Source organism: Pseudanabaena sp. lw0831 (assembly GCF_016584665.1).
Taxonomy (GTDB): Bacteria; Cyanobacteriota; Cyanobacteriia; order Pseudanabaenales; family Pseudanabaenaceae; genus Pseudanabaena.
In genome coordinates, this window is the sequence record NZ_BBJB01000004.1 from 1 (window position 1) to 26,996 (window position 26,996).

At 42.6% G+C, this 26,996-nt stretch carries 16 protein-coding genes and 2 pseudogenes; 13 read left to right on the forward strand and 5 right to left on the reverse strand.

Annotated features, from left to right (window positions below):
- Window positions 1–5: 5 nt before the first annotated feature.
- A complete protein-coding gene (locus APA_RS01105) occupies window positions 6–329 on the reverse strand; it encodes a type II toxin-antitoxin system PemK/MazF family toxin (protein ID WP_201320517.1) in 324 nt (107 codons plus the stop codon).
- Window positions 319–495, reverse strand: a complete 177-nt coding sequence (locus tag APA_RS01110) for a hypothetical protein (RefSeq protein WP_201320483.1) — start codon at window positions 493–495, stop codon at window positions 319–321. The genes APA_RS01105 and APA_RS01110 overlap by 11 nt, the downstream gene beginning before the upstream one ends.
- Before the next feature lie 211 nt (window positions 496–706).
- Between APA_RS01110 and APA_RS01115 the strand changes: the two genes are divergently transcribed.
- Together APA_RS01115 and APA_RS25635 are read left to right on the forward strand one after the other, a co-directional pair.
- Complete coding sequence (locus APA_RS01115; protein ID WP_201320484.1) at window positions 707–913, forward strand: prevent-host-death protein; 207 nt, start codon at window positions 707–709, stop codon at window positions 911–913.
- A pseudogene (locus APA_RS25635) lies at window positions 870–1,151 on the forward strand (Txe/YoeB family addiction module toxin). Before APA_RS01115 ends, APA_RS25635 begins: the two are co-directional and overlap by 44 nt.
- A gap of 207 nt (window positions 1,152–1,358) precedes the next feature.
- Here the strand turns inward: APA_RS25635 and APA_RS01125 are convergent.
- Entirely contained in the window at window positions 1,359–1,688 is a 330-nt protein-coding gene (locus APA_RS01125; RefSeq protein WP_201320485.1) for a type II toxin-antitoxin system PemK/MazF family toxin, read from the reverse strand.
- Window positions 1,672–1,872, reverse strand: coding sequence for a hypothetical protein (locus APA_RS01130; protein ID WP_201320486.1), 201 nt, complete (start codon window positions 1,870–1,872; stop codon window positions 1,672–1,674). The genes APA_RS01125 and APA_RS01130 overlap by 17 nt, the downstream gene beginning before the upstream one ends.
- Before the next feature lie 365 nt (window positions 1,873–2,237).
- Here APA_RS01130 and APA_RS01135 point away from each other — a divergent pair, with 365 nt between their 5' ends.
- The 9 genes and pseudogenes from APA_RS01135 (at window position 2,238) to APA_RS01175 (ending at window position 23,300) form a co-directional block, all read left to right on the forward strand.
- A complete protein-coding gene (locus tag APA_RS01135) occupies window positions 2,238–2,396 on the forward strand; it encodes a hypothetical protein (protein ID WP_201320487.1) in 159 nt (52 codons plus the stop codon).
- A 119-nt stretch (window positions 2,397–2,515) separates the two neighbouring features.
- Window positions 2,516–2,842 (forward strand): annotated as a pseudogene (locus tag APA_RS01140) (IS66 family transposase); the annotation flags it as partial.
- A 279-nt stretch (window positions 2,843–3,121) separates the two neighbouring features.
- Window positions 3,122–10,765: a non-ribosomal peptide synthetase/type I polyketide synthase gene (locus APA_RS01145; protein WP_236579356.1), complete on the forward strand. Its 7,644-nt coding sequence runs from the start codon at window positions 3,122–3,124 to the stop codon at window positions 10,763–10,765.
- A gap of 84 nt (window positions 10,766–10,849) precedes the next feature.
- Complete coding sequence (locus APA_RS01150) at window positions 10,850–11,812, forward strand: glycosyltransferase family 8 protein (RefSeq protein ID WP_201320489.1); 963 nt, start codon at window positions 10,850–10,852, stop codon at window positions 11,810–11,812.
- A gap of 57 nt (window positions 11,813–11,869) precedes the next feature.
- Window positions 11,870–12,886 (forward strand): cupin-like domain-containing protein, encoded by a 1,017-nt coding sequence (locus APA_RS01155; RefSeq protein WP_201320490.1) that lies wholly within the window; start codon window positions 11,870–11,872, stop codon window positions 12,884–12,886.
- Between the two features lie 90 nt (window positions 12,887–12,976).
- Window positions 12,977–13,759 (forward strand): class I SAM-dependent methyltransferase, encoded by a 783-nt coding sequence (locus APA_RS01160; RefSeq protein WP_201320491.1) that lies wholly within the window; start codon window positions 12,977–12,979, stop codon window positions 13,757–13,759.
- 4 nt (window positions 13,760–13,763) lie between these two features.
- Window positions 13,764–15,266 carry a hypothetical protein gene (locus APA_RS01165; RefSeq protein WP_201320492.1) on the forward strand — a complete coding sequence of 501 codons (1,503 nt, stop codon included), beginning with the start codon at window positions 13,764–13,766 and terminating at the stop codon, window positions 15,264–15,266.
- A gap of 406 nt (window positions 15,267–15,672) precedes the next feature.
- Window positions 15,673–18,942 (forward strand): non-ribosomal peptide synthetase, encoded by a 3,270-nt coding sequence (locus tag APA_RS01170; protein WP_201320493.1) that lies wholly within the window; start codon window positions 15,673–15,675, stop codon window positions 18,940–18,942.
- A complete protein-coding gene (locus tag APA_RS01175; protein ID WP_201320494.1) occupies window positions 18,939–23,300 on the forward strand; it encodes a non-ribosomal peptide synthetase in 4,362 nt (1,453 codons plus the stop codon). The genes APA_RS01170 and APA_RS01175 overlap by 4 nt, the downstream gene beginning before the upstream one ends.
- 40 nt (window positions 23,301–23,340) lie before the next feature.
- Here APA_RS01175 and sppA read toward each other — a convergent pair whose 3' ends face one another.
- Window positions 23,341–24,141, reverse strand: a complete 801-nt coding sequence (gene sppA / locus APA_RS01180) for a signal peptide peptidase SppA (RefSeq protein WP_201320495.1) — start codon at window positions 24,139–24,141, stop codon at window positions 23,341–23,343.
- 231 nt (window positions 24,142–24,372) lie between these two features.
- Here sppA and APA_RS01185 point away from each other — a divergent pair, with 231 nt between their 5' ends.
- Window positions 24,373–25,734 carry a glycosyltransferase family 2 protein gene (locus APA_RS01185; RefSeq protein WP_201320496.1) on the forward strand — a complete coding sequence of 454 codons (1,362 nt, stop codon included), beginning with the start codon at window positions 24,373–24,375 and terminating at the stop codon, window positions 25,732–25,734.
- 88 nt (window positions 25,735–25,822) lie between these two features.
- Window positions 25,823–26,995, forward strand: coding sequence for an FAD-binding oxidoreductase (locus APA_RS01190; protein ID WP_201320497.1), 1,173 nt, complete (start codon window positions 25,823–25,825; stop codon window positions 26,993–26,995).
- The last annotated feature ends 1 nt before the right edge of the window (window position 26,996 follow it).

The window sequence follows — 26,996 nt, forward strand, 5'->3', positions numbered from 1 at the left end:
CTGTCTTACAAACTTAAATCCAATGCAAAAATAATCGCTTGCTTGATTTGTAACATCACATCACTTGGCAACTCTCCCAATTTGCGTTCTAACCTTGCAGTAGGAATAGAAGCAATACCCTGAACATTAGCTATGGATGATTGATTGAGAAACTTCAAGTTAGGAAGTACGACCTCATACTCACTATTTCTATACTGAGTCGTCAGAGGAACATAAATCACTAAAACTCTTGGAGGATTTGCATCATAACGAGAAACAATGACAACAGGACGAGTCTTCGCAGCTATGCCTAAATCCGCTAACCAAACTTCACCCTGCTTAATATTGATCCAGCAAATCCAATACCTCTTGTTCCACAGAACGCGATCGCAAAATATCTAAAGCATCTCGATCAGCTAAATCAATTATTTCCAAGATGAACTGTCTCACCAATTTAGCAACATCTGGTTGCCATCTGGCTAATTTTACATTTAATGTTTGCGCTAAAGTATCCATTTTTACCTTTGCTTAAAGCATCAACCTAATTCAGATTAACATATTTACTGAGAGGTGGTCGCTATTTTGATATTGGGGAAATAGGCGATCTGGCTTTGTGGGTGGTGAAGAGGCGATCTCTGTTTGATGTGGGAAATAGGCGATCGGGTTTGGGGTTGTGAGGGGCGATCAGTTATAATTATGATTAATCAAGTAAGTTATATTGACTGCTATGACTAACGCATTACAATACATCTGTGATTCAGAAGGGCAAACAGTTTCTGTAGTTGTCCCCGTTGCCTTTTGGCAAGAACTAATGGCAGAAAGAGAAACCGACTATTTACTCAGTAGTTCAGCCATGAAAGAAAGACTGCTTGCAGCCAGAAAACGTCAAGATGGAATCTCTTTGGAATCAGCCTGTGAAAAACTTGGAATTTGATGCAGATTCTTTTGAGGACTTAGCTTGGTGGGTTGAAAATGATCGTAAAAAAGCTTTAAAAATCATCAAACTGATTCGTGAAGTCTAACGTAATCCATTTGAAGGCACAGGACAACCTGAAGCACTAAAACATGATCTATCTGGCTGTTGGTCACGGCGGATTAATCAAGAACATCGTCTAGTTTATGAAGTTTTAGACGATAAAATCAGAATTCTCGCCTGCCGCTTTCACTACTAAATTATTGTTGGTTGATGTGGGAAATAGGCGATCGGATTTATGGGGGATGAGGGGCGATCGCCGTTTGATGTTGGGAAATAGGCGATCGGGTTTGTGGGTGATGAGGGTGCGATCACAGTTTGATATTGATATTTAGGCGATCGGGTTTTATGGGTGGTGAGAGGGGCGATCGCTTGTTAATGTTGAAAATTGGCGATCGGGTTGTAATCATAAACCTAGCCAACCTCTTAAAGATTGCTCAAGTCTATCAATATCAACATCAGGTAACTTCCCAACAATCTTGATAACTAGACTTCTATTTACAGTATAGATACCACGCTTGACTGCCGTAACAACATTCAGCCCTGCCGCCGCCCAATTAGAAAGCACAAACTCCCCATCAAGCAATGATCCTGTTTTACTAGTTAGCGGCACTATTAGAATATCTTGAGAACTATGTGGCGCATTCACAATTACCGCAGGACGAACCTTCGCATTAGACAAATCTGAAAATGGGTATCGAACTAAAATGATGACATTTTTAGAGTAATTCGGCATAGATATCATCCTCAGTATTATTCCAAACTGTATCAAGTGATGTCTGACTCGCCCGAAGCCAAAACTCAGACTCATAGTCATCAGTCAATACAGTTACCAATACCTTTGTCCCTTCTGCCAGTTCTGAAGCCTCCAATAACTCAATTTTTCCTTTTTGAACAGTAGCCCAAAGAGTTTTTAGCATATCCATTATTTGAACTTTACTAGCTTAATTGTATTCTGTAGTATGTAAGTTTAGAGATCCGATTAAGATTAGGCGATCGCTGTTTTGATGATGATGAAATAGGCGATCGGGTTTTGGGTGTTGAGGGGCGATCGCTGTTTGATTTGAGGGAATAGGCGATCGGGTTTGTAGGTTGATTAGGGGCGATCGCTGTTTGATTTTGAGATTTAGGCGATCGGGTTTTATGGGTGGTGAGAGGGGCGATCGCTGGTTAATGTTGGAAAATTGGCGATCGGGTGTTGGGTGTTGAGGGGCGATCGCAGTTTGATGTTGAGACTTAGGCGATCAGGTTTTATGGGTGGTGAGAGGGGCGATCGATGGTTGATGTGGGAAATAGTCCATATACAGGGACTGCCGAAGGTGAGGTGTGTTTTTTAGGGAATATTCGATTGCGAATGAGAGAAGAGTTAGATTTTGATGCAGCTTTGATTACATCTTATGGCTATGAGGTTTATCGAGGCAATGAAAAACTATCGCTCATCTAGGTAAATAGGTGGAAGGAGGCATAAGAAGACGACGAAGGAAGTCAAAATCAATCCAACGTAGATTGTATGCCCACTCAAACATGGCTACATACAGATACAAATACTTTTTGTGAATACCTCAAATAGGAGTCCGAGAAAAAACACCTCTAGCTAAAACGGTGCGGACATGCCGAAAACTACTGAAAGTGGAAGAAGCGTTGTGGACTTTTACATATCACGATGCAGTTGAGGCAACCAATAATTCGGCAGAGCGAGCGTTGCGGCTAGCAGTAATTTGGTGTAACCTCAGTTTCGGCTCTCAATCAGAGGCTGGGAGCGAATTTGTGGCGAGAATCTTGACTGTGAACCATTCATTGAAATCACAAGGGCGTTCTATCTTAGATTTCCTGACAAAATCTTGTGTTGCGGCTCGGCTCGGCATGAAGCCGCCTTCATTAATTCCTGTTATTCAGCAACCTACTGGCTCAAACCCTAGAACCCTGATTTTTCCTTTGGGTATTGGACGGTTACCTTTTCCAAGCAGGAAGCTGGAGTTAATAAAAAAGCAACTAAGTAACCAATGTATAACTTTTCTATAACTTTGTTATACCATCTTTTTCTTAGTTTCTTAATTACTATGGATTTACAAATGTGGTGCAAAATGCTAAATTCTAATTTTAAATTGAGAGTATTGCGAAATTATTAGGCGTACTCATCTTTACATAACCTTAATATGCTGACTTCTGATGAAAACAAGCGTTGAAATTGGTGTTGAACATACAGAATCTATAACGAAAGCTACTTTTACTAGCCAAGAGAATTTTTGGAAGCACTTTCTAAAGGAAATTAATGCAAACACATTTTTAGGTTGTGATTCTGTACGGGCTAAAGAGAATACTTCAGTAGCCGATTATCAGATGGCTTATGGTTGCCTTGATGAACCTTTAACTTTTATCTTTAACAATTTTATTCGCGAAAACGATCTAGAGGTTGGTGCTGTACTGCAAGGAATTTGGTCTTTGCTCCTCAATCGATATAGTGGTGATGAAGACGTTGTTTTTGGATTTCAGTTTGTTTCTAAGGTGATAGAAAACTTCGATAACAATAGTCACCTCATCCCTTTACGCATCAAGACTAGTCCTGAAACTCTTCTTTTACCTTGGCTGCATCAGATTCAGGAGCAGTGGAAAGTTATACAAACATACAGACAAGTTCCATTAAGTCAAATCCAAGAATGGATCGATATCCCTTCAGGAATGTTGATGTTTGAGACTTTGTTGATACTTGATAACATAGAGCAAGGAGCTACTCCATTAGCTAATTATCCAATAACTATTGGTGTTAAGGTAGAACCAGAATTCACTTTTCAAGTTAGATACGATCGCAACCGTTTTCAAGAAGCTACGATCATTCGCCTTTTGGGGCATTTACAAACTTTGCTAGAAGGCCTAATCTCGAATCCCGATCAGAACATTGCAAATTTGCCAATCCTAACGACCGCCGAACGCCATCAGATTCTGGTAGAGTGGAATAATACACAAGTAGACTATCCTTCAGATCGAACAATTCATGAGATATTTGCTGATCAGGTAGCGAAAACGCCCGACAAGATTGCAATCATCCTTCCATCCTTAGGCTCAGGATCTGAAACAAGTCTTACTTATAAAGAGTTGGACAATCGCGCTAATATGCTTGCTTGCGAACTACAACAGCTCGGAGTAGGCGCAGAGACATTTGTGGCAATGTGTATAGAAAGGTCAATCGAGACAATTGTAGCCATTCTAGGAATTCTCAAAGCTGGTGGAGTCTATGTTCCCCTCGATCCAGCATATCCGCAAGAGCGCCTTGCATTTATGTTAGAGGATACTCAAGCTCCAGTATTGATTACGCAGACACGTCTGCGCGATCGCATACCGCCTACTCAATCGCATATTATTTGTCTAAAAGCGAATTGGGGTGATGGGAGCACAGCAGGTATTCCAATTGGAACAACTATCAATGCCGATAGCTTAGCGTATATCAACTATACCTCTGGTTCAACAGGTCGCCCGAAAGGGGTTGCTATTCCTCACCGAGCAGTTGCAAGACTGGTCTTTGGCACAAACTTTACAGATCTAGATGGCAATCAAACCTTGCTGCAACTAGCGCCTATTTCTTTTGATGCTGCCACTTTAGAGATTTGGGGCGCATTGCTTCATGGTGGGTGCTGCGTTTTATTTCCAAATGATGGCATTCCCGATCCGCAAGACTTGAGAACAGTTATTCAAACTCACGGCGTTACAACTATGTGGTTGACCGCAGCGCTGTTTAATGCGATCGTAGCTGAATCACCTGAAGCCCTTACGGGGGTCAAAGAACTACTTACAGGTGGCGAAGCTCTCTCTCCTAGCTTTATTCGTCTGGCGCAAAAACATCTACCTGCTACCCAGTTAATTAATGGATATGGACCAACTGAAAATACGACCTTTACTTGTTGTTATCGCATTCCTTGCGCTTTAGCAGAACGTGTAACCTCGATTCCTATTGGTAAACCGATCGCTAATACTCAGGTTTACATTCTAGATAACAACGGTCAACCAGTTCCCATTGGCGTATTGGGAGAGCTGCATGTTGGCGGTGACGGACTAGCTCGTGAGTATATCAATCGTCCTGACCTGACCGCAGAGAAATTTATTCCCGATCCATTCAGTGCTGATTCTACCAAACGGCTTTATAAAACAGGCGATCGGGTGAGGTGGCTACCAGGTGGCACGATTGAGTTTGTAGAGCGACTAGATAATCAGGTAAAAATTCGCGGCTTCCGCATTGAACTAGGTGAAATTGAAGCAGCTTTGAGTCAGCATGAAAGTGTTCGGGATGCTGTAGTGATAGTACGTGAAGATATTCCTGGCAGCAAGAGACTGGTTGCTTATATAACACCGAGAGCGGAGCATTCGCCTAATATCAATCTAATTAAGTCTTTTTTGCAAGATCAGTTAGCTGATTACATGATTCCTGCGGCGATTATTGTTTTAGATAAAATCCCCCTAACACCCAATGGTAAAGCCGATCGCCGTGCTTTACCAGCGCCTGTAGTTACAGGTGCTGGCGCAAACTTTATTGCTCCCAATACACCTAAAGAACGGGTACTTGCTGAAATCTGGTGTAGTGTGTTGGGCTTGGAGCAGGTTGGCATTGAAGATAACTTTTTTGATATTGGCGGGACTTCACTGCTGGGCTTACAGATGGTTACGAGAGTTCAAAAACAATTAGGTTCTGAATTTCGCGCTGTCAAGCTTTACCAGTATCCAACCATCCGCACGTTAGCCCAATATCTCGATCGCGAAGATCTCAAACAGTCAGAGCCTCATCTGCCGAAAATTAACCAACGCGATCGCCTTCTTCAGAAATCGCCAAAGCTTAACTCGGATGGCATCGCAATTATTGGTATGGTTGGGCGTTTCCCTGGTGCTGATAGTGTCGAAGCTCTTTGGCAGAATCTCTGTAATGGCATAGAATCCTGCACTGCTTTTACTGATGCAGAAATCGATCCTAGTGTTGATGTCGAATTGCGTACTGACCCCAACTATGTTCGTGTCAGGGGTATTGTTGAAGGAGCCGAAACCTTTGACGCAGGGTTCTTTGGAATTAGTCCTAGAGAAGCTGAAGTTATGGATCCACAGGCAAGAGTATTTCTAGAACTAGCTTATACAGCCTTGGAAAATTCGGGCTATATGCCTGAATCTTATGATGGTGCGATCGGTTTATATGCTGGCTCTGGGCAAAATACCTACTTTGAGCATCACATCTGCGGTCGTCCCGAAATTATCAATCGACTGGGTGAATTTCAGACGATGCTAGCGAATGAGAAGGAATTTGTAACTACTCGCACCTCCTATAAACTTGGGCTGACTGGACCAAGTCTCAGCATTAATACAGCTTGCTCAACATCTCTGGTTGCTGTAATTCAAGCGTTTCAGGGGTTGATGAGTAATCAATGTGATATTGCCTTAGCTGGTGGTATTTCTATTACCACTCCCCAAAATCGCGGCTATCTCCATCAAGAAGGTAGTATGCTTTCCCCTGATGGGCGTTGCCGTCCCTTTGATGCTAACGCTCAAGGAACCATGTTTAACAGTGGGGCAGGTATTGTTGTACTGAAACGATTGGAGGAAGCATTAGATGATGGCGATCGCATCTATGCCGTGATTAAAGGCGTAGGAATGAATAATGATGGTACTGACAAGGTGAGCTTCACTGCACCCAGCGTCAATGGACAGGCTGGCGCGATCGCTATGGCGCAAGCTTCAGCTGGTATCCCTCCCGAAACCATCACTTATATCGAAACGCACGGAACTGCGACTCCGCTGGGAGACCCGATCGAAATTGAAGCTCTAACTCAGGCTTTTCGCACTCAAACCGATGCGACTCAGTTCTGTGCGATCGGCTCCATTAAGAGTAACGTCGGTCATTTAGTTGCTGCTGCTGGTGTGACGGGACTGATCAAAACCTCACTAGCGCTTTATTATAAAAAAATTCCACCTAGTCTTAACTTTGAAGCACCTAATCCAGAAATTGACTTTGCGAATAGTCCTTTTTATGTCAACAATAAACTCGTAGATTGGAGCGCTCGTGAGACTCCAAGACGCGCTGGAGTTAGTTCCTTTGGTGTGGGTGGCACAAATGCTCATGTGGTCTTAGAAGAAGCTCCATCAGTGCATGAATCAAGCCCTTCTCGCCCCTATCAATTGTTGCGATTGTCAGCAAAAACTAGTACGGCTCTAGAGCAGACCACGACAAGCCTCAAGGAATACTTCACTCAAAATGTTGAGACGAACTTGGCAGATGTTGCTTATACCCTTGACCATGGCAGGAAAGCGTACAATCATCGCCGTTTTGTCGTTTGTCGCGATCGCTTAGAAGCGATCGCAACGCTAGAATCTCTGGATGTAAAACGTAGTGCCACTCGACTAAGTGAAATTCGCAATCCAGATGTAGTGTTCATGTTTCCTGGTCAGGGTTCGCAATACCTGCACATGGGCAAGTATTTCTACGAGCATGAAAAAGTGTTTCGAGATGCAGTTGATCGCTGTGCAGAGATTCTTAAACCGTTACTGGATCTAGAGCTGCTTCAAATCATTTATCCGCCCCAAAGCAACGATGGTGATGAGGCTGATACGGCTTTGCTCCGCCAGACCCAATACACTCAACCTGCTTTGTTCACGATTGAATATGCGCTTGCCCTGCTCTGGCAGAGTTGGGGTGTTCGCCCCGCAGCGATGATTGGGCATAGTATTGGCGAATTTGTTGCAGCATGTTTATCGGGTGTATTTTCTTTAGAAGATGGGTTGAGACTAGTAGCGACTCGTGCTCGGATGATGGGCGCATTACCCAGTGGCTCCATGCTCTCAGTGCGCTTGCCCGCAGATGTCTTGCAAAAGCGGCTGAGTGCCGACCTAGCGATCGCAGCAGTGAATGGTTCCTCGCTCTGTGTCGTAGCTGGCCCAACTGAGCAGGTTGATAATTTGCAGAAACAACTAGAATCCGAAGAGATCGTTTGTCGGACACTGCATACTTCTCACGCTTTCCATTCGCCAATGATGGACCCGATTATCGAACCATTCGCTGAAATAGTCAAAACCATTCAGTTATCACCACCCCAGATTCCATTTGTATCAACTGTAACGACCGAATGGATCACTGATGCTCAAGCAACTGACCCGATGTATTGGGCTAGTCATTTACGAGCTACCGTTCGTTTTGCTGAGGGAGCCAAGAAACTATGGGAACGACCTGAACGGGTGCTGCTCGAAGTTGGTCCTCGTACCACAACCGCAACATTAGCGCGACAACAGGCAAAAGACATCAAACGTCAAATTGCGATTTCCTCCTTGAGCAGCACCGCCGATGACGATGCCGAATGGGCAGCAATATTGCAAGCTGTTGGTCAACTTTGGCTGGCAGGAGTTGATCTCGAAAGGCAACAGTTTTATGCTGATGAATATCGACATCGCATCCCATTACCCACCTATCCGTTTGAACGAAAGCGCTACTGGATCGATCCGAAGCCTGCTATTGAACAAACACTTGCTCTACAACAAAATACTGAATCAATCTCAATTCAGACTACCGAAACCCAATCACTCCCAATCTCTCAAACTAATCTCAACTCTCAGCCCAAACTAGAAGTAAAAGCGCATACCATGACTGAAGCTCGCAAACAACAACTAATCCCCCAACTTCAAGAGGTTCTAGAAACCACCTCAGGACTAGAAATTGATGGTAGTGATGGAACAATCACATTCTTGGAAATGGGCTTAGATTCGTTATCGCTAACTCAAGTTGCTATGGCTCTGAAAAAGAAGTTCAAGGTCAAAATTACTTTTCGTCATTTGTTAGAAGATTATCCAAATCTCGATACTTTGTCTGACTTTGTGCTGCGATCGCTTCCCCCAGATGCTTTCTCCACACAAGTAGCAACTTCAGTAGCAGCTATCCCAACTGCAGTATCTCCCACTTTACTTACAGCGACCTTAGTTGCTACTCCAACACCTCCCTCTACCTATACTCCAGCCATGTCTAATCCCATCGGACAACCTAATCCTGTATATAACAATGGAGCTGTATTGCCTTCAATCAGCCCCGAATTGGCTGGTACAATGCAAGCTGTGGTTGCTCAGCAACTACAAATTATGGCGCAACAATTGCAATTGCTCGGTCAAACTGGGGGAGCAGTTGCAGCCGCCCCTTTTGCAGTAGCACCAGTATTACCTGAGACTCAGCCTGTCATCCAGCCTGAAATATCTGTGCCGATCGCAGCCGCAACCACTCCTGAGATCGAAGACCCCAAACCCAAAAAATCCTTTGGTCCTGGAGCTAAGATCGAAAAGTCTGTCAGTGCTACCTTGACGGCAGAACAGCAAAAATCTCTCGATCGCATCATGGCTCGCTATATCGCTCGGACTCAAGAGTCAAAACGGCAGACGCAGGAGCATCGCAAGTATCTTGCCGATCCGCGTACAGTTTCTGGCTTTACGCCACTGCTAAAGGAAATGGTTTATCCGATCGTTACCGATCGCGCATCAGGCTCCAAACTATGGGATGTCGATGGTAACGAATATGTGGATATAACCAATGGCTTCGGGCTAAACTTTTTTGGTTGGTCACCAGATTTTGTAACAGAAGCCGTAAAAGCACAGCTAGATAAAGGTATTGAGATTGGACCACAAACTCCTCTAGCAGGTAAAGTTGCCAAGCTTATTGCCGAATTTACGGGAATGGAACGAGTAGCTTTTTGTAACACGGGTTCAGAGGCGGTGATGGCAACATTACGTCTAGCTCGGACAGTCACAGGACGGGATCTAGTAGCTACCTTTGCGGGAGATTACCATGGTACGTTTGACGAGGTGCTTTATCGTCAAGGCCCCAAGCTGAAAACTTTGCCAGCTGCCCCTGGTATTCTGCCTTCAATGTTTGAAAATCTACTGGTACTCGATTACAATACGCCTGAATCTTTACAGATTCTGCGCGATCGCGCAGATGATTTAGCCGCAATCTTAGTGGAACCAGTTCGTAGCCGCGATCCAAACTTACAGCCCAAAGAGTTTTTACAGGATTTGCGTAGTTTAACTGAGCAGTCTGGAACCGCTTATATCTTTGATGAAGTTGTGACAGGTTTCCGTGTCCATCCTGGTGGCGCTCAAGCTTATTTTAATATTCAAGCTGACATGGCAACTTATGGAAAAGTTGTCGGCGGTGGCTTACCGATTGGGATTGTCGCAGGTAAGGCTGAGTATATGGATGCCCTTGATGGCGGGTTCTGGCAGTATGGCGACAACTCCATCCCCGAAGTCGGAGTTACCTTCTTTGCAGGAACTTTTGTGCGTCATCCCATGGCGTTAGCCGCAGCCGAAGCTGTTCTAAATAAGCTCAAGGCTGGTGGTCCAGAATTGCAGCGATCGCTTGCCGATAAAGTCAGTAAATTCGCAACCCATTTGAACCAGTACTTCAAGCAAATTGAAGCGCCAATTGAGATTGCCCACTTCAGCTCTTATTTCTATATTAACTACCCTCATGAAAGTCCCTATGCCAGCTTAATATTTTATTTGCTGCGCGAAAAAGGTGTCCATGTTTGGGATCATCGTCCTTGCTTCTTTACCCTATCTCACTCTGATGCCGATATCGAATTTGTAATCAGAGCTTTTAAAGACAGTGTTGCCGAAATGCAGATGATTGGATTTTTACCTCAACCTACGAATAGCTCTAATGGCAATGCTGTTGGAGGATTCGATCGCAATCGTCCACCGCAACCCAGCGCTCGTTTGGGAAGAGATCCAGAAGGCAACCCTGCTTGGTATGTTCCTGATCTCGAACGTCCTGGAAAGTACCTACAATTAGGGAATCTCTCGTAAATCAACATTAATTAAGAACCTCAAGAATAAGTCGCGTAAAAGTTGTATAGTTGTTGACAGAAAACATTTAGTGTTTGATAAATTATGAAAGACGTTAATCTTGTCGCTCTAGAGCTTGAAAGCACTAGCTTAGACTCAAAAAAAGAACCAATTGTTGTTACCTGTGCTGCAGATGATAACTATATGATGCCGCTAGCAGTTACAATTCGTTCCGCTCTTGAGAATCTAGGAAAGGATCGAAGAATACTTCTATTTATAATTGATGGAGATATTAAGGAACGCAGTAAACAACGGTTCTTAAGGTCGATCAATCTAGAACGCTGTGAAGTTAGATGGATACCCAAACCTGACAAGATTATCAATGAAGATGTTATTCCTACTAGCATAACTTCTGGATTGCCTGAGATATCTCACATCACAATTGCTGCATGGTATCGCCTGCTCATACCAAAACTTCTTCCGCAACACATCAAAAAAGCAATCTATTTAGATTGCGATCTGGTAGTAGTAGGAGATCTTGGAAAACTATGGGATATAGACATTGCAAGCAATTATTTACTTGCTGTTGCTAGGCTTAAATCGTACGAGTATCGTACAATTCCATTCTTTCTCAAAAACTGGAAAGAACTAGGTTTTTCAGAAGACAACCTATATTTCAATTCTGGGATTTTAGTCTTTAATCTTGAAAAATGGCGGATTAACGATATGTCTAGCAAGTCTTTAGAATATATAAAACTCAATCAAGAATATATTCGATGGGGCGATCAAGACGTTTTAAATGCAATAGTCGTTGGTAGCTGGGGAGAACTCGATCCTAGGTGGAATTGCATGAACACTCCGCAAATGAAACAGGAAGAAGTAGACAATTCGTTCATTCTTCACTTTGCAACACCTCCAAAACCATGGGTTGCTCTAGAGGAATTTCCAGCAAAAGACTCTTTCTTCAGGTATCTTAAGCTAACAAGTTGGTCGGGCTATCGACAATCACTTCCCCAGAGAATATGGAGAAAATTCAGGCGCGAAGTTAAAAAGATTATGTCTACTTAATGATGGATGGTATTTCTTGAATCTAGTGCAAACAATCAAAAAATGGAAGTTAAAACTATGTCACCTATGAACTCATTTCCTCTTGAAGAAAGTATTGCAAAGTCTGATATCCCCAATCCCATTATTAAGGGAGATTTTTTGGATTTTCGCAAAAAATTTAATAATTCCCCGTTTATGTTCTCTCACAATTTGGCAGGACATCCTTTATTTGAGCTGCCTCGCTTGGCAAAACTTGCAAACACCTTGATTGCAGACAAGGAAAGCCATGTAATGTGTAAAATCGGAAATTTCCCAATTGATCAAAAATGGTCTGTCAGACCGAATAAGGTGGAGCAAGTTGCGGTAGTAATCGAAAATATTGAAACATCTAACTCATGGTTGTTGCTTCAAGATACACAACTCGATCCTGAGTATAAAGCTCTAATGGAACAGATTATCACCGAAGCCGAGAATCATACAGGTATTCCTTTACGCAAAGAGATTACATGGCTTGAAGCGTTTATCTTTATTGCGTCTCCGCATACAGCGACACCTTATCACATGGATAGCGAACAAAATTTTATATTCCAAATTCGCGGAGAAAAAGAAGATAATCTATTTGACCGTCGCGATCGCTCGGTATTAACCGAAAGTGAAATTGAAAGGTTTTATATTGGCGATCGCGAATGTTTAAACTATCAAGAAGAAAATCAATGTAAAGCTACTGTTTATCATTTAACCCAAGGAACAGGTATCTATCATCCTGTTAACGACCCTCATTGGGTTAGAAATGGAAATACTTATACCGTTTCATTGACTGTTCTCTTCTACATGCGTCAGTTCGACTTACGAGCGCGGGTGTATCAAGTCAACCATTACCTCAGAAAATTAGGATTGAATCCAACCCCTCCTGGCAAATCCGTATTGATTGACAACATAAAAATTCATACAGTAGGTTTATTCTCAAAACAGAAGCCTGAAAACAAGAATGATGTACTTCGATCTGGAATTGAGAGAATTCGCTCACTTGTGGCATGGCTTGGTGCTCCCTTAAAACTCGGCAAAAAGATATTTAAGAAGATCGAAAAGTCGTAGTAGCATTAATTTTAAGTTTCTAAAGATTCTATTTTCTATGATTACTTAAAAACTGTAACTTTCTTATTTTAAGTTTTAAATTGGAGAACAATGACTAATTCTAATACTGACCAAATAGTTGCTCAACATTTTGATGAATCCGCAAGATATTACTCGACCGCTTATAAAGATGGTTCGTTTTTTTCCTACTTTTTTAATCAGCGATTGGAAATAATTTTTGACTCGTTAAACAAGTATGATCGTGCCACAATCTTAGATGTTGGTTGTGGTCCAGGGATGATGGCAGAGTACTGTATAGAAAAAGGATTTGAGTTTTTCGGGATTGATATATCAGAGAAGATGATAGAAGAGTGTGTTAATAATTTTGGACATGCCAGTTCTACCCATTTTTCTGTTGGCAAGCTCCAAAAACTTGAATTTCCAGATGCTTTCTTCGATGTAGTTCTTTGTATGGGAGCCTTAGAATATGTTGAACAAGATGAGATTGAAGATGCACTTTCAGAAATGATCAGAGTTCTTAGACCAGATGGACTGCTCATCATGTCATTGATAAACAAAAAGAGTTTTTATAAATGGCAAAGAAGGCTGAGAAAAAGAATTTTAAAGAAAATTAAGGGTCGTGATGTGCAACCTGAAAGCTCTGATGAACTTTTGAGCAAGCCATTTGAGGAAAATGCTATTCGTGCTTTGTTAGGTTCAAAGCAATTAAGCAATATCGAGACTGTACATTTTGGGTTAAATATATATCCATCTTTCTTAGAATGGAGAATCCCAGAGCAATTGAGAATAAAGATAAGCAAAATTTTAGATAGGGTGATTAGAGGGAAGTTCAAATGGTTATATTTGGCTTTTATTGTGAGGGCAAAGAAATAGTATTATGATAATACCATTTAGGATTAATGTGAGATGGAAATTTCTATGCATCTTCCTAATCGCCGCGTTAACTGTCTTTCTAATGCATTTAGGATGGTCAAAGTGGTTATTGTCAATTCCTCAACCATTATCACAAAAATCAACTATTCCCCTAGTTCAACTCGATAATCTGCAACGGGGAAGTTATTACGCAGTATCTATTCTATCAACTGACTTATTTCCACATTTGTCAGCCAATTACCGTCTTTGGATACCAAATGGAGTGGAACCAGTTCGCGGTGTGATTGTAAGGCAACATGGATGTGGTGCTGGTGCAACGGGACTGTCATATGCTAACGATCTACAATGGCAAGCTCTAGCACTTAAGTATCAATTTGCCCTTCTTGGTTCTAAATACACGACTGATCAGACAGTTGGAGGTTCTCTTGACGATCCATGCAATTACTGGGGTGTAATTGATCGTGGTTCTGAAGATGCTTTTTTAAAAGCCCTTGATGAATTTGGGCAGAAAAGCCGTCATCCAGAATTAAATAAGCTGCCTTGGGTGCTATGGGGATACTCTGGTGGAGCAGATTGGTCAATACAAATGTCTCAAAAGTACCCTGATCGCACGATTGCCTTGGTCGCTATGCGAGGAGGTGGCGCGAAGATATCTTCCACAGAACCACCTAAACTCCTCACCGCGGACATCAACCCTGCCGTTCTGGGAGTGCCAGCATTGTATGCGTTGGGCGGAGCGGAAACGCCTAATACAGTCTATTTCGATGAAGGCTATGACTTACCCAAACAAGTTTTCACGCGGTTTAGAAAAGCTGGTGCGCCTTGGGCGATCGCAGTAGAAACAGATATGGGACATGGATCTACTGATACAAGGCTACTCGCCATTCCTTACTTAGATTCGATCTTAACCGCTCGGCTTGCAAAGGATAGTACAAAACTCCGTCAACTTGACGAATCTAAAGGTTGGCTGGCTAATCCCAGCACCCATGAAATTGCCCCAATCAGCCAGTACAAAGGAGATCCCCTGCAAGCAGCGTGGTTGCCAGACAGAAAAACTGCATATAAATGGCAAGCCTATGTTGCTAATCCAAATTTATGGGATAAAGTGAGATATCGTTTTTGTTCAAGCCACAAGCTTTTAGCTCTCTTAGGTGCGGCATATTTAACCGAAAGTTGCTATCCAGACAGAGTTTCTCCAACACTTATACCTGAAGCGCCTACTAATCTACGTGTGGTAAGAGTTAGTACAACTGAGGTTGGCTTAACTTGGGATTTTACTCCAGATCTTGAAAACGGATTGCCAAAATTTCGGGTTTATCGCAACAACTCTCTGATTGTGACCCTACAAGGTCAAGAACGCGGTGGTGATGATACTCCCATCTATCCACATGTTGTGCTTGAGTTTCGAGATAAAGCGGCTGGGGAAAACGATATCTATACAGTATCAGCATTCAATAGTCTAGGTGAAAATATTTCTCGATCCGCACGCATAGTGAGAGAAAACTGAATTGACTAAATCAATCTCGACTAAGGATTACATTTACATAACAATCCTGAGTCATTTGTGAGATTAGATAGTTGATGAGAGTTTGCCCCAAAGGGATCAACTCTCACCAACTATTTAGGATTGCTATCCGTTATCAATTCTAATGATGAAATCAAATTTTACAATGAAGATTTTATAATTTAGTTATGCAAATTTTCCTTTGCACTCTACAATACAATATCAAATATGAAAAATGGTGATGGATTGTATCTTTATCAATAAAGTCATTACCTCTAACAAACAGAGGCAACAAACTTGTTTTTCAGAATAACTTAGTTGAACATCAACAGAAAAATTTACAGTAAGAAAATGTAGCAGTAAACTCTAATTCTAGCCACATTCAATTATTGATAGGACATATTAAATCATGAATTATCCATCTGGCTCGCAATCCGAATTCACTGCTGTTGACTTTAATCCTTTTGCTGATGGAGAACTGCTTTTAACAGCACCTGCAACTGAATCTCAAAAAGAGATTTGGGCTTCAGTACAAATGGGCAGTGATGCTAATTGTGCCTATAATGAATCCCAAAAGTTATGGTTAAGGGGAATCCTGAATGTTGCTGCTTTGCGGTTAGCTTTACAAGAGCTTGTTCTTCGCCATGAGGCTTTGAGAACAACCTTTAGCCCAGATGGAATTAACCTTTGTATTGTGGCTTCACTCAATCTTGAAATCCCAGAAATCGATCTTTTTGGATTGGATTTGCAGGAACGAGAGACTAAATTAGCAGATTTGCTAAAGCTGGCTGTAGAGACTCCGTTTGACCTTGAGCATGGACCATTGATTCGGGTACAGCTCATTAAGACTCAAGATCAGGAACATCTTCTGCTTTTGACTGCTCATCATATTATTTGTGATGGCTGGTCTTGGGCAGTGCTAATGACCGATCTCGGCAAATTATATACCGCCTTAAAAAATGGAGAAACACCTGATTTAGAGGAACCAGAACATTTTAGTGAATATGCGATCGCGCAACAAGAAGCTAAAGGTGATGAGGAAGAGATCGCTACTGAAGCATATTGGTTAAACCAGTTTTTCGATTCCATTCCTGTTTTAGATTTCCCCACTGATCGCCCTCGTCCATCAGTACGAACGTTTGAAGCTGCTCGCGAAGACTGGGATCTAAGTCCTGTTCTAGTTAGTAACTTAAAGCAATTGGGAACTAAGCTAGGATGCAGTTTTACAACTACGCTACTTACAAGTTTTGAAGTATTCCTACATCGTTTAACTGGAAGTAACGAGATTATTGTTGGAACCCCTGCTGCTGGTCAAGCGGCTACGGGCAACTATCAGTTAGTCAGTCATTGTGTAAATTTGCTCCCTTTACGCAGTTGGGTTGACGGACATCAAGCATTCAGCGATTATTTGCAACTGCGACGACCAATTATTTTGGATGCCTACGATCATCAATTATTTACCTTTGGTAGTTTAATAGAAAAATTAGCAATCCCTCGCGATACCAGTCGAATTCCACTTGTACCGATTACATTTAACCTCGATCAAGGGCTAGATAACGATCGCCTATTGTTTGAAGATCTAAAAGTAGAATTTTCAACAAATCCCCGCAGTTATGAAAATTTTGAAATGTTTATTAATGCCACAGAGTTGCGGGGCAAAGTTACTCTAGAGTGCCAATACAACACAAATTTATTTGATGCAGCAACGATTCGCCTTCGCTTAGCGGAATTCGAGACTTTGCTGCTGGGTATTGTCGAGGCTCCTGATACAGCTATTGACCGATTACCGCTTTTACCAGACATCGAGCAGCAGTTACTTACGAAGTGGAACCAAACTCAAATAGACTATCCTAGTAATTCTTCAATTCAAGAAGTATTTGAAGCACAAGTAGTCGCCACTCCCGATGCGATCGCCCTGATTTTTGAGAATGAGCAAATTAGCTTTCAGGAATTAAATTGTCGGGCTAACCAACTGGCTCACTACTTGAGAGGCTTAGGAATTGGTGCTGATAGTTTAGTCGGCATTTACATTGAGCGATCGCTAGAGACTGTTATTGGCATTCTCGGTATTCTAAAAGCGGGAGGCGCATATGTCCCACTCGATCCATCTTATCCTCCAGAACGTTTAGAGTTTATGGTAACAGACACGCAGGTGTCTGTGCTGCTTACACAACAAAGATTAGTCGAACAACTGCTACCTAGCAATGCTCGCATTGTTTGCTTAGACACGGATTGGGAAGCGATCGCCTTAGAAAGTCAAGCAAATCCAGTCTGTAATGTTACCCCAGACAATCTAGCCTATGTGATCTACACCTCTGGCTCAACAGGGATTCCCAAGGGTGTAAGTGTCGTCCATCGTGGAGTCGTGCGACTTGTAAAAAATTCTAACTATGCTGATTTTAGCGCCAGTCAAGTTTTTCTCCAACTTGCACCACTTGCCTTTGACGCTTCAACATTTGAGGTTTGGGGCGCATTACTGAATGGAGCGAGGTTAGTCCTGTTCCCATCCGACAAACCTTCTCTTGACGAATTAGGGCAGATCATTGACCGTTATAACGTCACCATTATTTGGCTCACCGCAGGGCTATTTCATCTAATGGTGGATGAACAGCTTGAATCGCTACGTCCATTACAACAATTGTTAGCAGGCGGAGATGTACTTTCAGTAAACCATGTCCAAAGGTTTCGTGAAGCGTTGCCCAACTGTCGGTTAATTAATGGATATGGTCCAACTGAAAGTACAACCTTTACCTGCTGTTACACTATTGAAGATGCCAAGAATATAGGCAGTTCCGTACCGATAGGTCGCCCCATTGCCAATACACAGGTTTATATACTGAATCCTCAGTTGCAACCGATGCCAATTGGTGCGATCGGGGAAATATATATTGGCGGAGATGGATTAGCATCGGGTTACTTTAATCGACCTGAGTTGACAACCGAGAGATTTGTTTCTAATCCCTTTAGTAGTCAATCAGGTGCAAAACTATATAAAACTGGAGACTTAGCTCGCTATTTCCCAGATGGCAATATTGAGTTTCTTGGACGCATTGATAATCAGGTAAAAATTCGAGGATTTCGGATTGAACTAGGCGAGGTTGAGGCAGTACTCAGCCAATATCCAACCATCCAAAAGTCAGTTGTCATCGTTCGAGAAGATATACCTGCCGATAAGCGCATAGTGGCTTATTTTGTGCCAATATCAGGGCAAGAGCCTACGAATACTGAGTTACGTAGCTTTTTTAAACAAAAGCTGCCTGATTATATGATTCCCAACGCTTTTGTCAGTTTAGAATCATTACCCTTATCGCCTAATGGTAAGATTGCTCGAAAAGAACTACCAGCTCCTGATGGAACACTTAGTCTTCAAGAGAGCTATGTACCTCCTCGAAACCAAACAGAGCAACAGATTGCGGATGTTTGGGCACAGGTACTCAGTTTAGAACGAGTAGGTATCCACGATAATTTCTTTGAGTTAGGTGGGCATTCTCTATTGGCAACTCAAATAATTGCACGACTGCGGAAAGTTTTTACAGTTGAACTAACCCTTCGTACTTTCTTTGAAGCTCCTACTATAGGAGATTTGGGAGAGAGAATAGTGACATTGAATTGGGCAAAACAAAGCGCTCAAGCTGCCCAAGATAATCTGTCGGATCTTTACGAGGAGGGAGAACTATGAAGACACTTGATGCATTACTGTTTGAATTGAGTCAGAAAGATGTACATCTTTGGTTAGAAGGCGATCGCTTACGCTATCGTGCGGCTAAAGACGCAATTACACCTGAACTGTTAACTGAGATTAAAAAACGTAAAGCCGAAATCGTTAAGTTTCTGCGTCAAGCCACGGGAAATAGTAACTCTCAGCTTCCCCCCATCATCAAGATCGATCGCAGCGGATCTTTACTTCTATCTTTTGGGCAGCAGCGTCTTTGGTATTTACATCAGTTTGAGCCTGATAGCTCCTCTAACAACGTCCCTGTTGTAGTTAGATTTAATGGAGTTCTCAATATTCCAGTGCTAGAGCAAAGTCTGCAAGCAGTGGCTCGTCGCCATGAGGTACTGAGAACTCGATTCCCATCATTGGGCGATCAACCTACGCAAGTGATTGAACCTGATGTCGATCTCACCTTACCAGTGATTGACCTACGAAAAGTCCCTGCTGAGCTGCGAGATGAAGAAGCACTGCGACTGGCAACTGAAGAGGCTCGTCGCCCATTCAACCTAGCGCGAGGACCAATATTAAGGGTGCTGCTCCTCCAGTTGAGTGATGATGAATATCTTCTAGTTTGGAATATGCACTGTATTATTTGTGATGGTGCTTCCTCGGACGTTTTCTATCAAGATCTCACCGCAATCTATACTGCTTTTATTGATGGCAAGCCTTCCCCTTTAAAAGAACTATCAATTCAATATGTTGATTTCGCGCATTGGCAACGTCAGTGGCTTCAAGGCGAAGTTTTAGAATTACAAATTAATTATTGGAAGCAGAAATTAGAGGGATCTTTGTCGGTCATCCCGTTACCTATCGATCATCCACGTCCTCGGATAGTTCAAACTTATCGAGGCGATCGCCGTGCGCGAATGTTGCCAAAATCTTTAAATGACAGCCTCAGCAACTTAAGTCAGAAGTTGGGTGGAACTCTATTTATGATTCTGATCGCGGCTTTTGAGACGCTTCTCCATCGGTATTCGCAGCAAAACGATATTCTTATTAGTTTTGCTAGTGCAGGGCGAGGGGAAGTGGAAACTGAAGGAGTGGTTGGATTTTTCTCAAACACCTTAATCCAGCGCATTAACTTTGATGGCAATCCGACCTTTAGAGAACTTTTTAGCCGAGTATGTGAAGCATCTCTAGAAGCTAATGCCCATCAGGATTTACCCTTTGAGAAACTGGTAGAAGAATTGCCCCCTGAACTAAGCCATAGCCGATCGCCTTTATTTCAAGTGAAATTTGCGCTCAATCCACCTTGGTCAAACGGACGAGGCATGGCATCCGTAAAGCTTCCCGACCTAACCATTACCTCTTTATTTGGTTATATCTATCATGGCAAGACAAAGTACGATTTAATTTTAGTCATGCGCGAGCAAGACGAAGGACTGGGCATGGTGTTTGATTATAATGCCGATTTATTTGAGGCTAGTACAATTGCGCGAATGTTAGTACATCTTGAGAATCTTCTTGAAGGGATTGTCGCTAATCCTGATCAGAAAATCTCCGAGCTTCCACTTTTAACAACTCAAGAACGAGAAAAAATCTTGTATGAGTGGAATAAGAATCAAGTCCCAATTCCAGAAGCTTGTATTCACCAATTGTTTGAATCCCAAGTAGAGCAATCTCCAGACGCGATCGCAGTTGTCAGCAAAGATGAGAAATTAACTTACCAAGAACTAAATAGCCGAGCCAATCAACTGTCTCACTATCTACAAGCCTTGGGAGTTGGGACTGAAACTCTAGTAGCCATCTGTGTAGAAAGATCAGTACAAATGTTGGTTGGCATACTTGGCATCCTAAAAGCGGGTGGAACCTATATACCTCTCGATCCTAGCTGTCCGCACGAACGTCGTGCATCTAAATTATGGAATGCTCATGTTGCCATGATTTTGACCAAATCTAATCTGAGTTATCCTCTTGCGGATTGTGGTGCTAAAGTTGTGTCTCTAGATGCAGAATGGGAAGCGATCACCCAACACAGTCAAGACAATCCATCAAGTTCCGTAACGACAGAGAATTTGGCATATGTTATTTACACGTCAAGCTCGATAGGAGAACCAATTGGAGTTACCATTTCCCATCGTAGTATGGTCAACCATAGCCTAGCAGTTGGCAGGTTATACGAACTAAACAGTCGCGATCGCGTTTTGCAGTTCTCTAATATCAGTGTTGATACTGCTGTTGAAGAGATCTTTCCCACTTTACTCAGTGGTGGTACGTTAGTCTTGGCTCCATCTGAAACCTACACATCAATTAGCTATTTCCTTGATAGTATTGACCAAAATGCAATTACAGCGATAAATTTGCCAACAGATTTCTGGCATAAACTGGTTGATGGGATGTCTATCTCCAAACATTCACTTCCTAAAAGTCTGCGTCTAGTAATTGTGGGCGGAGAGAAAGTTTCTAAATCGGCATACCAGAAATGGCGATCGCTAGTTGGTAATTTTCCACGTTGGCTAAATGCCTATGGACTGAGCGAGGCAACTGTGACTGTGACAGTCTTCGAGCCAGATGAGAGCCTCCATCCTGACGCTGAAATCCCCATTGGTCGTGCAATCGCCAATACTCAGACCTACGTTCTAGATCGTAACCTACAGCCATCTCCTATTGGGGCTGCTGGTGAATTGTACATTGGGGGAGTCGGTCTCAGTCGAGGTTATTTAAATCGTCCAGATATTACGGTAAAACGATTTATCCCTAACCCTTTCTCAAATAATTCAGAGGATCGTCTTTACAAGACAGGTGATGTCGCTCGTTATTTGCCTGATGGTAATATAGAATTTATTGGTCGATCAGACTTCCAAATCAAAATTCGTGGCTTCCGTGTTGAGCCAATCGAAATTGAAACCCAATTAGAAAAGTATTCTGCTGTTAAGCAAGCTGTTGTCCTATGTCACGAAGCCCCGAATGGGAAAAATCTCCTTGTTGCCTACGTAAGTACAGGACAGGGCCCGACTCTTGATATTGAAGCCCTAGGGGAGTTCTTACATCAAAAACTGCCAGCCTATATGCTACCTTCTAGTTTTATAGTCTTAGATGCATTACCATTAACCCCAAATGGAAAGGTAGATCGTCGTGCTTTACTCGATCTAGATGTCGCCAAACAACGAGATGGAGAATTGATTGCTCCTCGCGATGAACTTGAGCAGCAGCTAGCAGTTATATGGCAAAAGCTCTTGGGTATTCAAGAAATTAGCATTCATGCCAACTTTTTCGAGTTGGGAGGTAACTCGCTTATTTCAGTACGTTTGGTTGCTGAGATAGAAAAAATATTTAACTACCATTTCCCTCTGTCATCATTTTTTCAGATGGGGACAATCGCAGACATTGCAAAATGGATGCGCGAAAAGCCATCTGAGACAATCTCACTTGATGAGATTCCTGCTGGTCTTGATTTAGAAGACTATCGAGCTTTTTTATCTCTTTGTGGTGGTCGTATAGGTAAGCATATTGGCAAGCGAGGCTTAATCGTGGAAGTTCCGCCAGCTGAGTTGAAATCATCTAAGCCATTTATTTGGATTGGCTATACTGATTTTAGTAGGAATTTGGGATTGCCTCAGCCTGTATATGCGATACCTGGTGGTAGTTGGACACCTTTACATTCCACTGAAAACTATATTGAAGCGATCGCATCCGTAATAGTTGATGAATTATTATCAGTCCCTCAAGATGAGCCTTACCTGATTGGAGGAAATTGCTACGAAGGAACAGTAGCAATGGAAGTAGCTCATCAATTACAGAAAAAGGGTAAAGAAGTTACTTTCCTAGCGATAATTGATAAGCCAGGTCCATCTAGTGCCTACTATAAATTACGTCAAATCGATCTCAAACTTTGTATGCTGAAGTTTCATCTTTTTCAACTCTTCCCATTGTCTCTAATTGACAAATGGAAGTATATCCTTGAGAGGCTGTTTTCTTTCAATGCTGAGGAAGAGATCCGTAAGACTGAAGGTGAGCGAGATTTTAGCCAATCTCTGAGTGAGCAATCTCCACAAAAGCCCAAGAGAATCCTGAATGAATATGACCGAATATTACCTCAAGCATGGGATTCGATTGACCAAGTATGCGAAAACCATCAATCTAAAGGTTATGCGGGTAAAGTTATACTAACTTCGCCTACTAAAAGTGGTCTGAAATCGAGAACGATCGAAATAACTTGGACTGATCTGTCATGGCTATTTCCCTATTATGGATGGGAAAAGTTACTAACTGGAAAGGTTGAACTATATAAGATTGATTGTGCTCATGCTGATGTAGGCATGAAACAGAATGCTGAGCAGATCGGGAGATTGATCTGGAAAGCTTCTGAGGAGTTTCGCTAAAACAAAATCAGGGGCGGTGATTAGCGCCGCCCCTATCTTCTTATTGCCACATCCAGAGGGGCATTCCACTTGTTTCAGCTTCAAATTGCAGACGCGCGATCGCATTCTCCGATCCTCCTGGTAAGAATTTACTCACAAAGGATTTGGGAGGCTTAATCGTGAAAACTTTAGTGGTTTTGGGATCAAGTCCCACAAGTTCGGCAGCATAGCATCTTGCATCTTCTTCAGTGCCAATGCGATCGACTAAACCAAGCTGGACGGCTTGCTCACCAGTAAATACTCTACCATCCGCAAACGATCGCACTGTCGCGGGGCTGAGTTTACGACCTTCGGCAACGGTTTCGACAAACTGGTTGTAGCTGCTGTCGATTAAAGATTGTAGAATTACTCTTTCCTCGGGGGTGATTTCGCGATCGAAGGAGAGAATATCTTTGTAAGCCCCAGATTTGATCACTTTAAAAGAGACCCCAATTTTATCGAGTAACTTTTCGATATTGTTGCCGCGCAAAATTACGCCGATGCTACCTGTGATTGTGCCAGCATTAGAGACGATATAATCTGCACCAACGCCGATATATACTCCACCACTGGCGGAAATATTGCCAAAACTAGCGACTACTTTTACTTTTTCACGTAGGCGCTTGAGTGCGGCGTATATTTCTTGAGAGTCGCCAACGGTTCCCCCAGGGCTATCGATGCGAAGTAGTAGGGCGGGAAATTTTTGCTCTTCCACAAACTCAAGGGCTTCAAGTACGCGAGTCCTTGTGCCTGACCCGATCGCTCCTGTGATTTCAATACGTGCGATTTTTTTGCGAAATTTGCGTTTTAGAAAGCCGAACATTAAATTATTAGTTTTAATTTTGAATTGACTTTTACCATCTTAGCCTCTTACCGAAAATGATTGTCTGCAATGGATTTCTGATGATATAAAGTAGCTTAAGTTACAAAAAATAGAGTTGTCTATTCATTATGACTCTATTTTTTGCTTTTGAGAATTGCTAAAAACCAATGATCAAAAGCTGTATCCTGAGTATATTCAAACTAAACATTTCGCAATATATTAAAACCCCAAATGCACGAGACGGACTTTCGTAGCTGCCTTCAGACAGAGGGCGATCGCCGCAGACTCAAAACGATCATTTTGATGGCAATTGTCTATGGATTGACGATTGGGTTACATTTTGCCCCTTGGAGTCGATGGGTGCTGTTAGGGTTATTTAGTATTCAGGCTTTGCGGTTAATATTTGCGCCGCCAGCGATCAATCCAGATGCTAATTTCAAAAATGATCCAGAAAACGAGTCAGATCAAACTTATTCCCAAGATTTCCCATTTTTCTCTCTATTAGCATCTGCGAAAAACGAAGAAACTGTAATTGGTAATTTAGTTAAAAATTTGTGTCAGATAGACTACCCGAGCGATCACTTCGAGGTCTGGATCGTTGATGACAATAGTAGCGATCGCACGTCTGAAGTACTTGCCTTGCTAAAACAAAAATATCCCCAATTAAAGACCCTGCGACGTGGGGATGATGCTCAAGGGGGGAAGTCGGGTGCATTAAATCAAGTTTTAGCTTTAACTAAGGGCGATATCATTGGCGTATTTGATGCCGATGCTCAAGTACCTGCCGATGTGTTGCGATCGCTAGTACCATTATTCCAACAACCGAAAATTGGTGCGGTGCAGTTACGCAAGGCGATCGCCAATGCCTCAGAGAACTGGTGGACAGCAGGACAGTCCGCTGAAATGGCTCTTGATTGGTGCTTGCAAGATTTACGGATTCGGGTTGGTGGCGTGGGGGAATTGCGCGGTAATGGTCAATTTGTTCGTCTCTCAGCTCTTAAAGATTGTGGTGGCTGGAACGAACAAACTATTACCGATGATCTCGATCTCACAATCTGTCTACATTTGTGTCAATGGGATATTGCCTGTCTGAATTCTCCTGCTGTACAAGAAGAAGGTGTAGTTACAGCAAAACAGCTATGGCATCAGCGCAATCGTTGGGCAGAGGGAGGTTTTCAGCGCTATCTTGACTATTGGGATCTGCTCATAAGTGGGCGCATGGGGTTTCTCAAAACCTTTGATGTTTCCCTGTTTTATATCAATCAGTATTTGTTAACAGTTGCCTTTATTCCCGACACGATCGCAGCAATTGTGTTGAGACATAACCCAATGCTGCCTGCGATCGCGGGCTTTTCTCTTGCATTAAGCTCTGTAACTATGGCTTTCGGACTTAGACGTTCCTACCAAATGTCGTGGCGATCGGCAATCTGGCAGACTATTTCAGGCATGATTTATATGCTGCACTGGATTCCTGTAATTGCCAGTGTTGCTCTAAGAATGTGCGTTCTGCCGAAGCGTTTAAAATGGGTTAAAACCCAGCACCAAGGCGCTGGAGAAAATATATTAGAAGACATAATTACTTGTACAAAATAAAACCCAAAGTGTAAGGTTGCGCCCCTTCGGGGCGCAACCTTACACTTTGGGTTTGTAGTCTACTTAGCACTTAAAGAGATAGAAAGTAATGCATGATTGGATTGTAATTGGTGGAGGTATCACAGGTATATCGTTGAGCTATGAATTGCAAAAGGCAGGCTTTTCGGTATTGCTAATCGAGCAACATCAACATCTTCAGGGTGGTAGCAGTCTTGGCTATGGCGGCATCTCCTACTGGTGTGGCACAACTCCAGTCACGCAGCAGCTTTGTCAAGAGGGAATCGCTCGACAAAGAGAACTGTCTAATGAGTTGGGGATGGATACAGAGTTTCGCGAGATTGATTTACTATTGACGCTTGAACATGATGCAGATCCTGAGGCGATTCTCGCGCAATATACTAATTGCGTGATCGCGCCAACTTTACTCAGTGCTCAAGAGGCTTGCGATCGAGAACCTCAGTTAAATCCCAAAGGAATCGGCGGTGCTCTGTTATTTCCTCATGCCCATATCAATCTCGATAGTTTTGTAGCTGCCCATAGCCAAGCAATGCAAAAGTTAGGCGGTGAAATTATCTATGCAAAAGTTGATAGATTGTTAATTGAAGGCGATCGCTTAGTCGGTGTGGCTACAGAGCAGGGAGAATTTCGGAGTAATAAGGTTGCTGTTTGTGCGGGAGCTATGTCTCGCGCTTTACTTAGAGCGTCGGGAATTCGATCTAGAATCTATTACACCCATGCCGAAGCGATCGATACAGAACCAGTTGATCTGGAATTGCGATCGATGGTGATGCCTGCGGATACTAAGCGCTATCAACTAGAAAGAGCAACAAATATTGACCAAGACTCAATTTGGGATATTGCAGGACATGAACTCTTGCCACCCTCAGTGGATGCAGGAGCAATTCAATTTGGCGATCGCCGCATCAGGTTTGGTCAACTCAGCCGTGTTTTAACTGATCCATATGCAGCGATCGATCCAATTCAAAGTGAAGCCGTTATTCGTGAATATGTGAGTAAAATCCTGCCAAAAATTGGTGATTTAAAGGGGAAATGGAGAAATTGTCTGGTCTCTTTTAGTAGAGATAATTTACCCCTAGTTGGTTCATTAAAAGAATACGAAAACCTACATCTATTCTCAGGATTTACAAGCCCAACTGTCTATGTGCCAACTCTATCGAGACGTTTTGCTGCTCATGCCTCAGGACAAATTGATTCTATTATTCCTTTGCTGTCGCCGACACGATTTGGGAATTCTGTTTAGT

Coding starts and splice junctions, on each gene's coding strand:
- APA_RS01185 (WP_201320496.1), top strand. CDS start 24,373: ATGCACGAGACGGACTTTCGTAGCTGCCTTCAGACAGAGGGCGATCGC.
- APA_RS01110 (WP_201320483.1), bottom strand. CDS start 495: ATGGATACTTTAGCGCAAACATTAAATGTAAAATTAGCCAGATGGCAA.
- APA_RS01190 (WP_201320497.1), top strand. CDS start 25,823: ATGCATGATTGGATTGTAATTGGTGGAGGTATCACAGGTATATCGTTG.
- APA_RS01175 (WP_201320494.1), top strand. CDS start 18,939: ATGAAGACACTTGATGCATTACTGTTTGAATTGAGTCAGAAAGATGTA.
- APA_RS01145 (WP_236579356.1), top strand. CDS start 3,122: ATGAAAACAAGCGTTGAAATTGGTGTTGAACATACAGAATCTATAACG.
- sppA (WP_201320495.1), bottom strand. CDS start 24,141: ATGTTCGGCTTTCTAAAACGCAAATTTCGCAAAAAAATCGCACGTATT.
- APA_RS01170 (WP_201320493.1), top strand. CDS start 15,673: ATGAATTATCCATCTGGCTCGCAATCCGAATTCACTGCTGTTGACTTT.
- APA_RS01125 (WP_201320485.1), bottom strand. CDS start 1,688: ATGCCGAATTACTCTAAAAATGTCATCATTTTAGTTCGATACCCATTT.
- APA_RS01155 (WP_201320490.1), top strand. CDS start 11,870: ATGTCACCTATGAACTCATTTCCTCTTGAAGAAAGTATTGCAAAGTCT.
- APA_RS01130 (WP_201320486.1), bottom strand. CDS start 1,872: ATGCTAAAAACTCTTTGGGCTACTGTTCAAAAAGGAAAAATTGAGTTA.
- APA_RS01160 (WP_201320491.1), top strand. CDS start 12,977: ATGACTAATTCTAATACTGACCAAATAGTTGCTCAACATTTTGATGAA.
- APA_RS01150 (WP_201320489.1), top strand. CDS start 10,850: ATGAAAGACGTTAATCTTGTCGCTCTAGAGCTTGAAAGCACTAGCTTA.
- APA_RS01165 (WP_201320492.1), top strand. CDS start 13,764: ATGATAATACCATTTAGGATTAATGTGAGATGGAAATTTCTATGCATC.
- APA_RS01115 (WP_201320484.1), top strand. CDS start 707: ATGACTAACGCATTACAATACATCTGTGATTCAGAAGGGCAAACAGTT.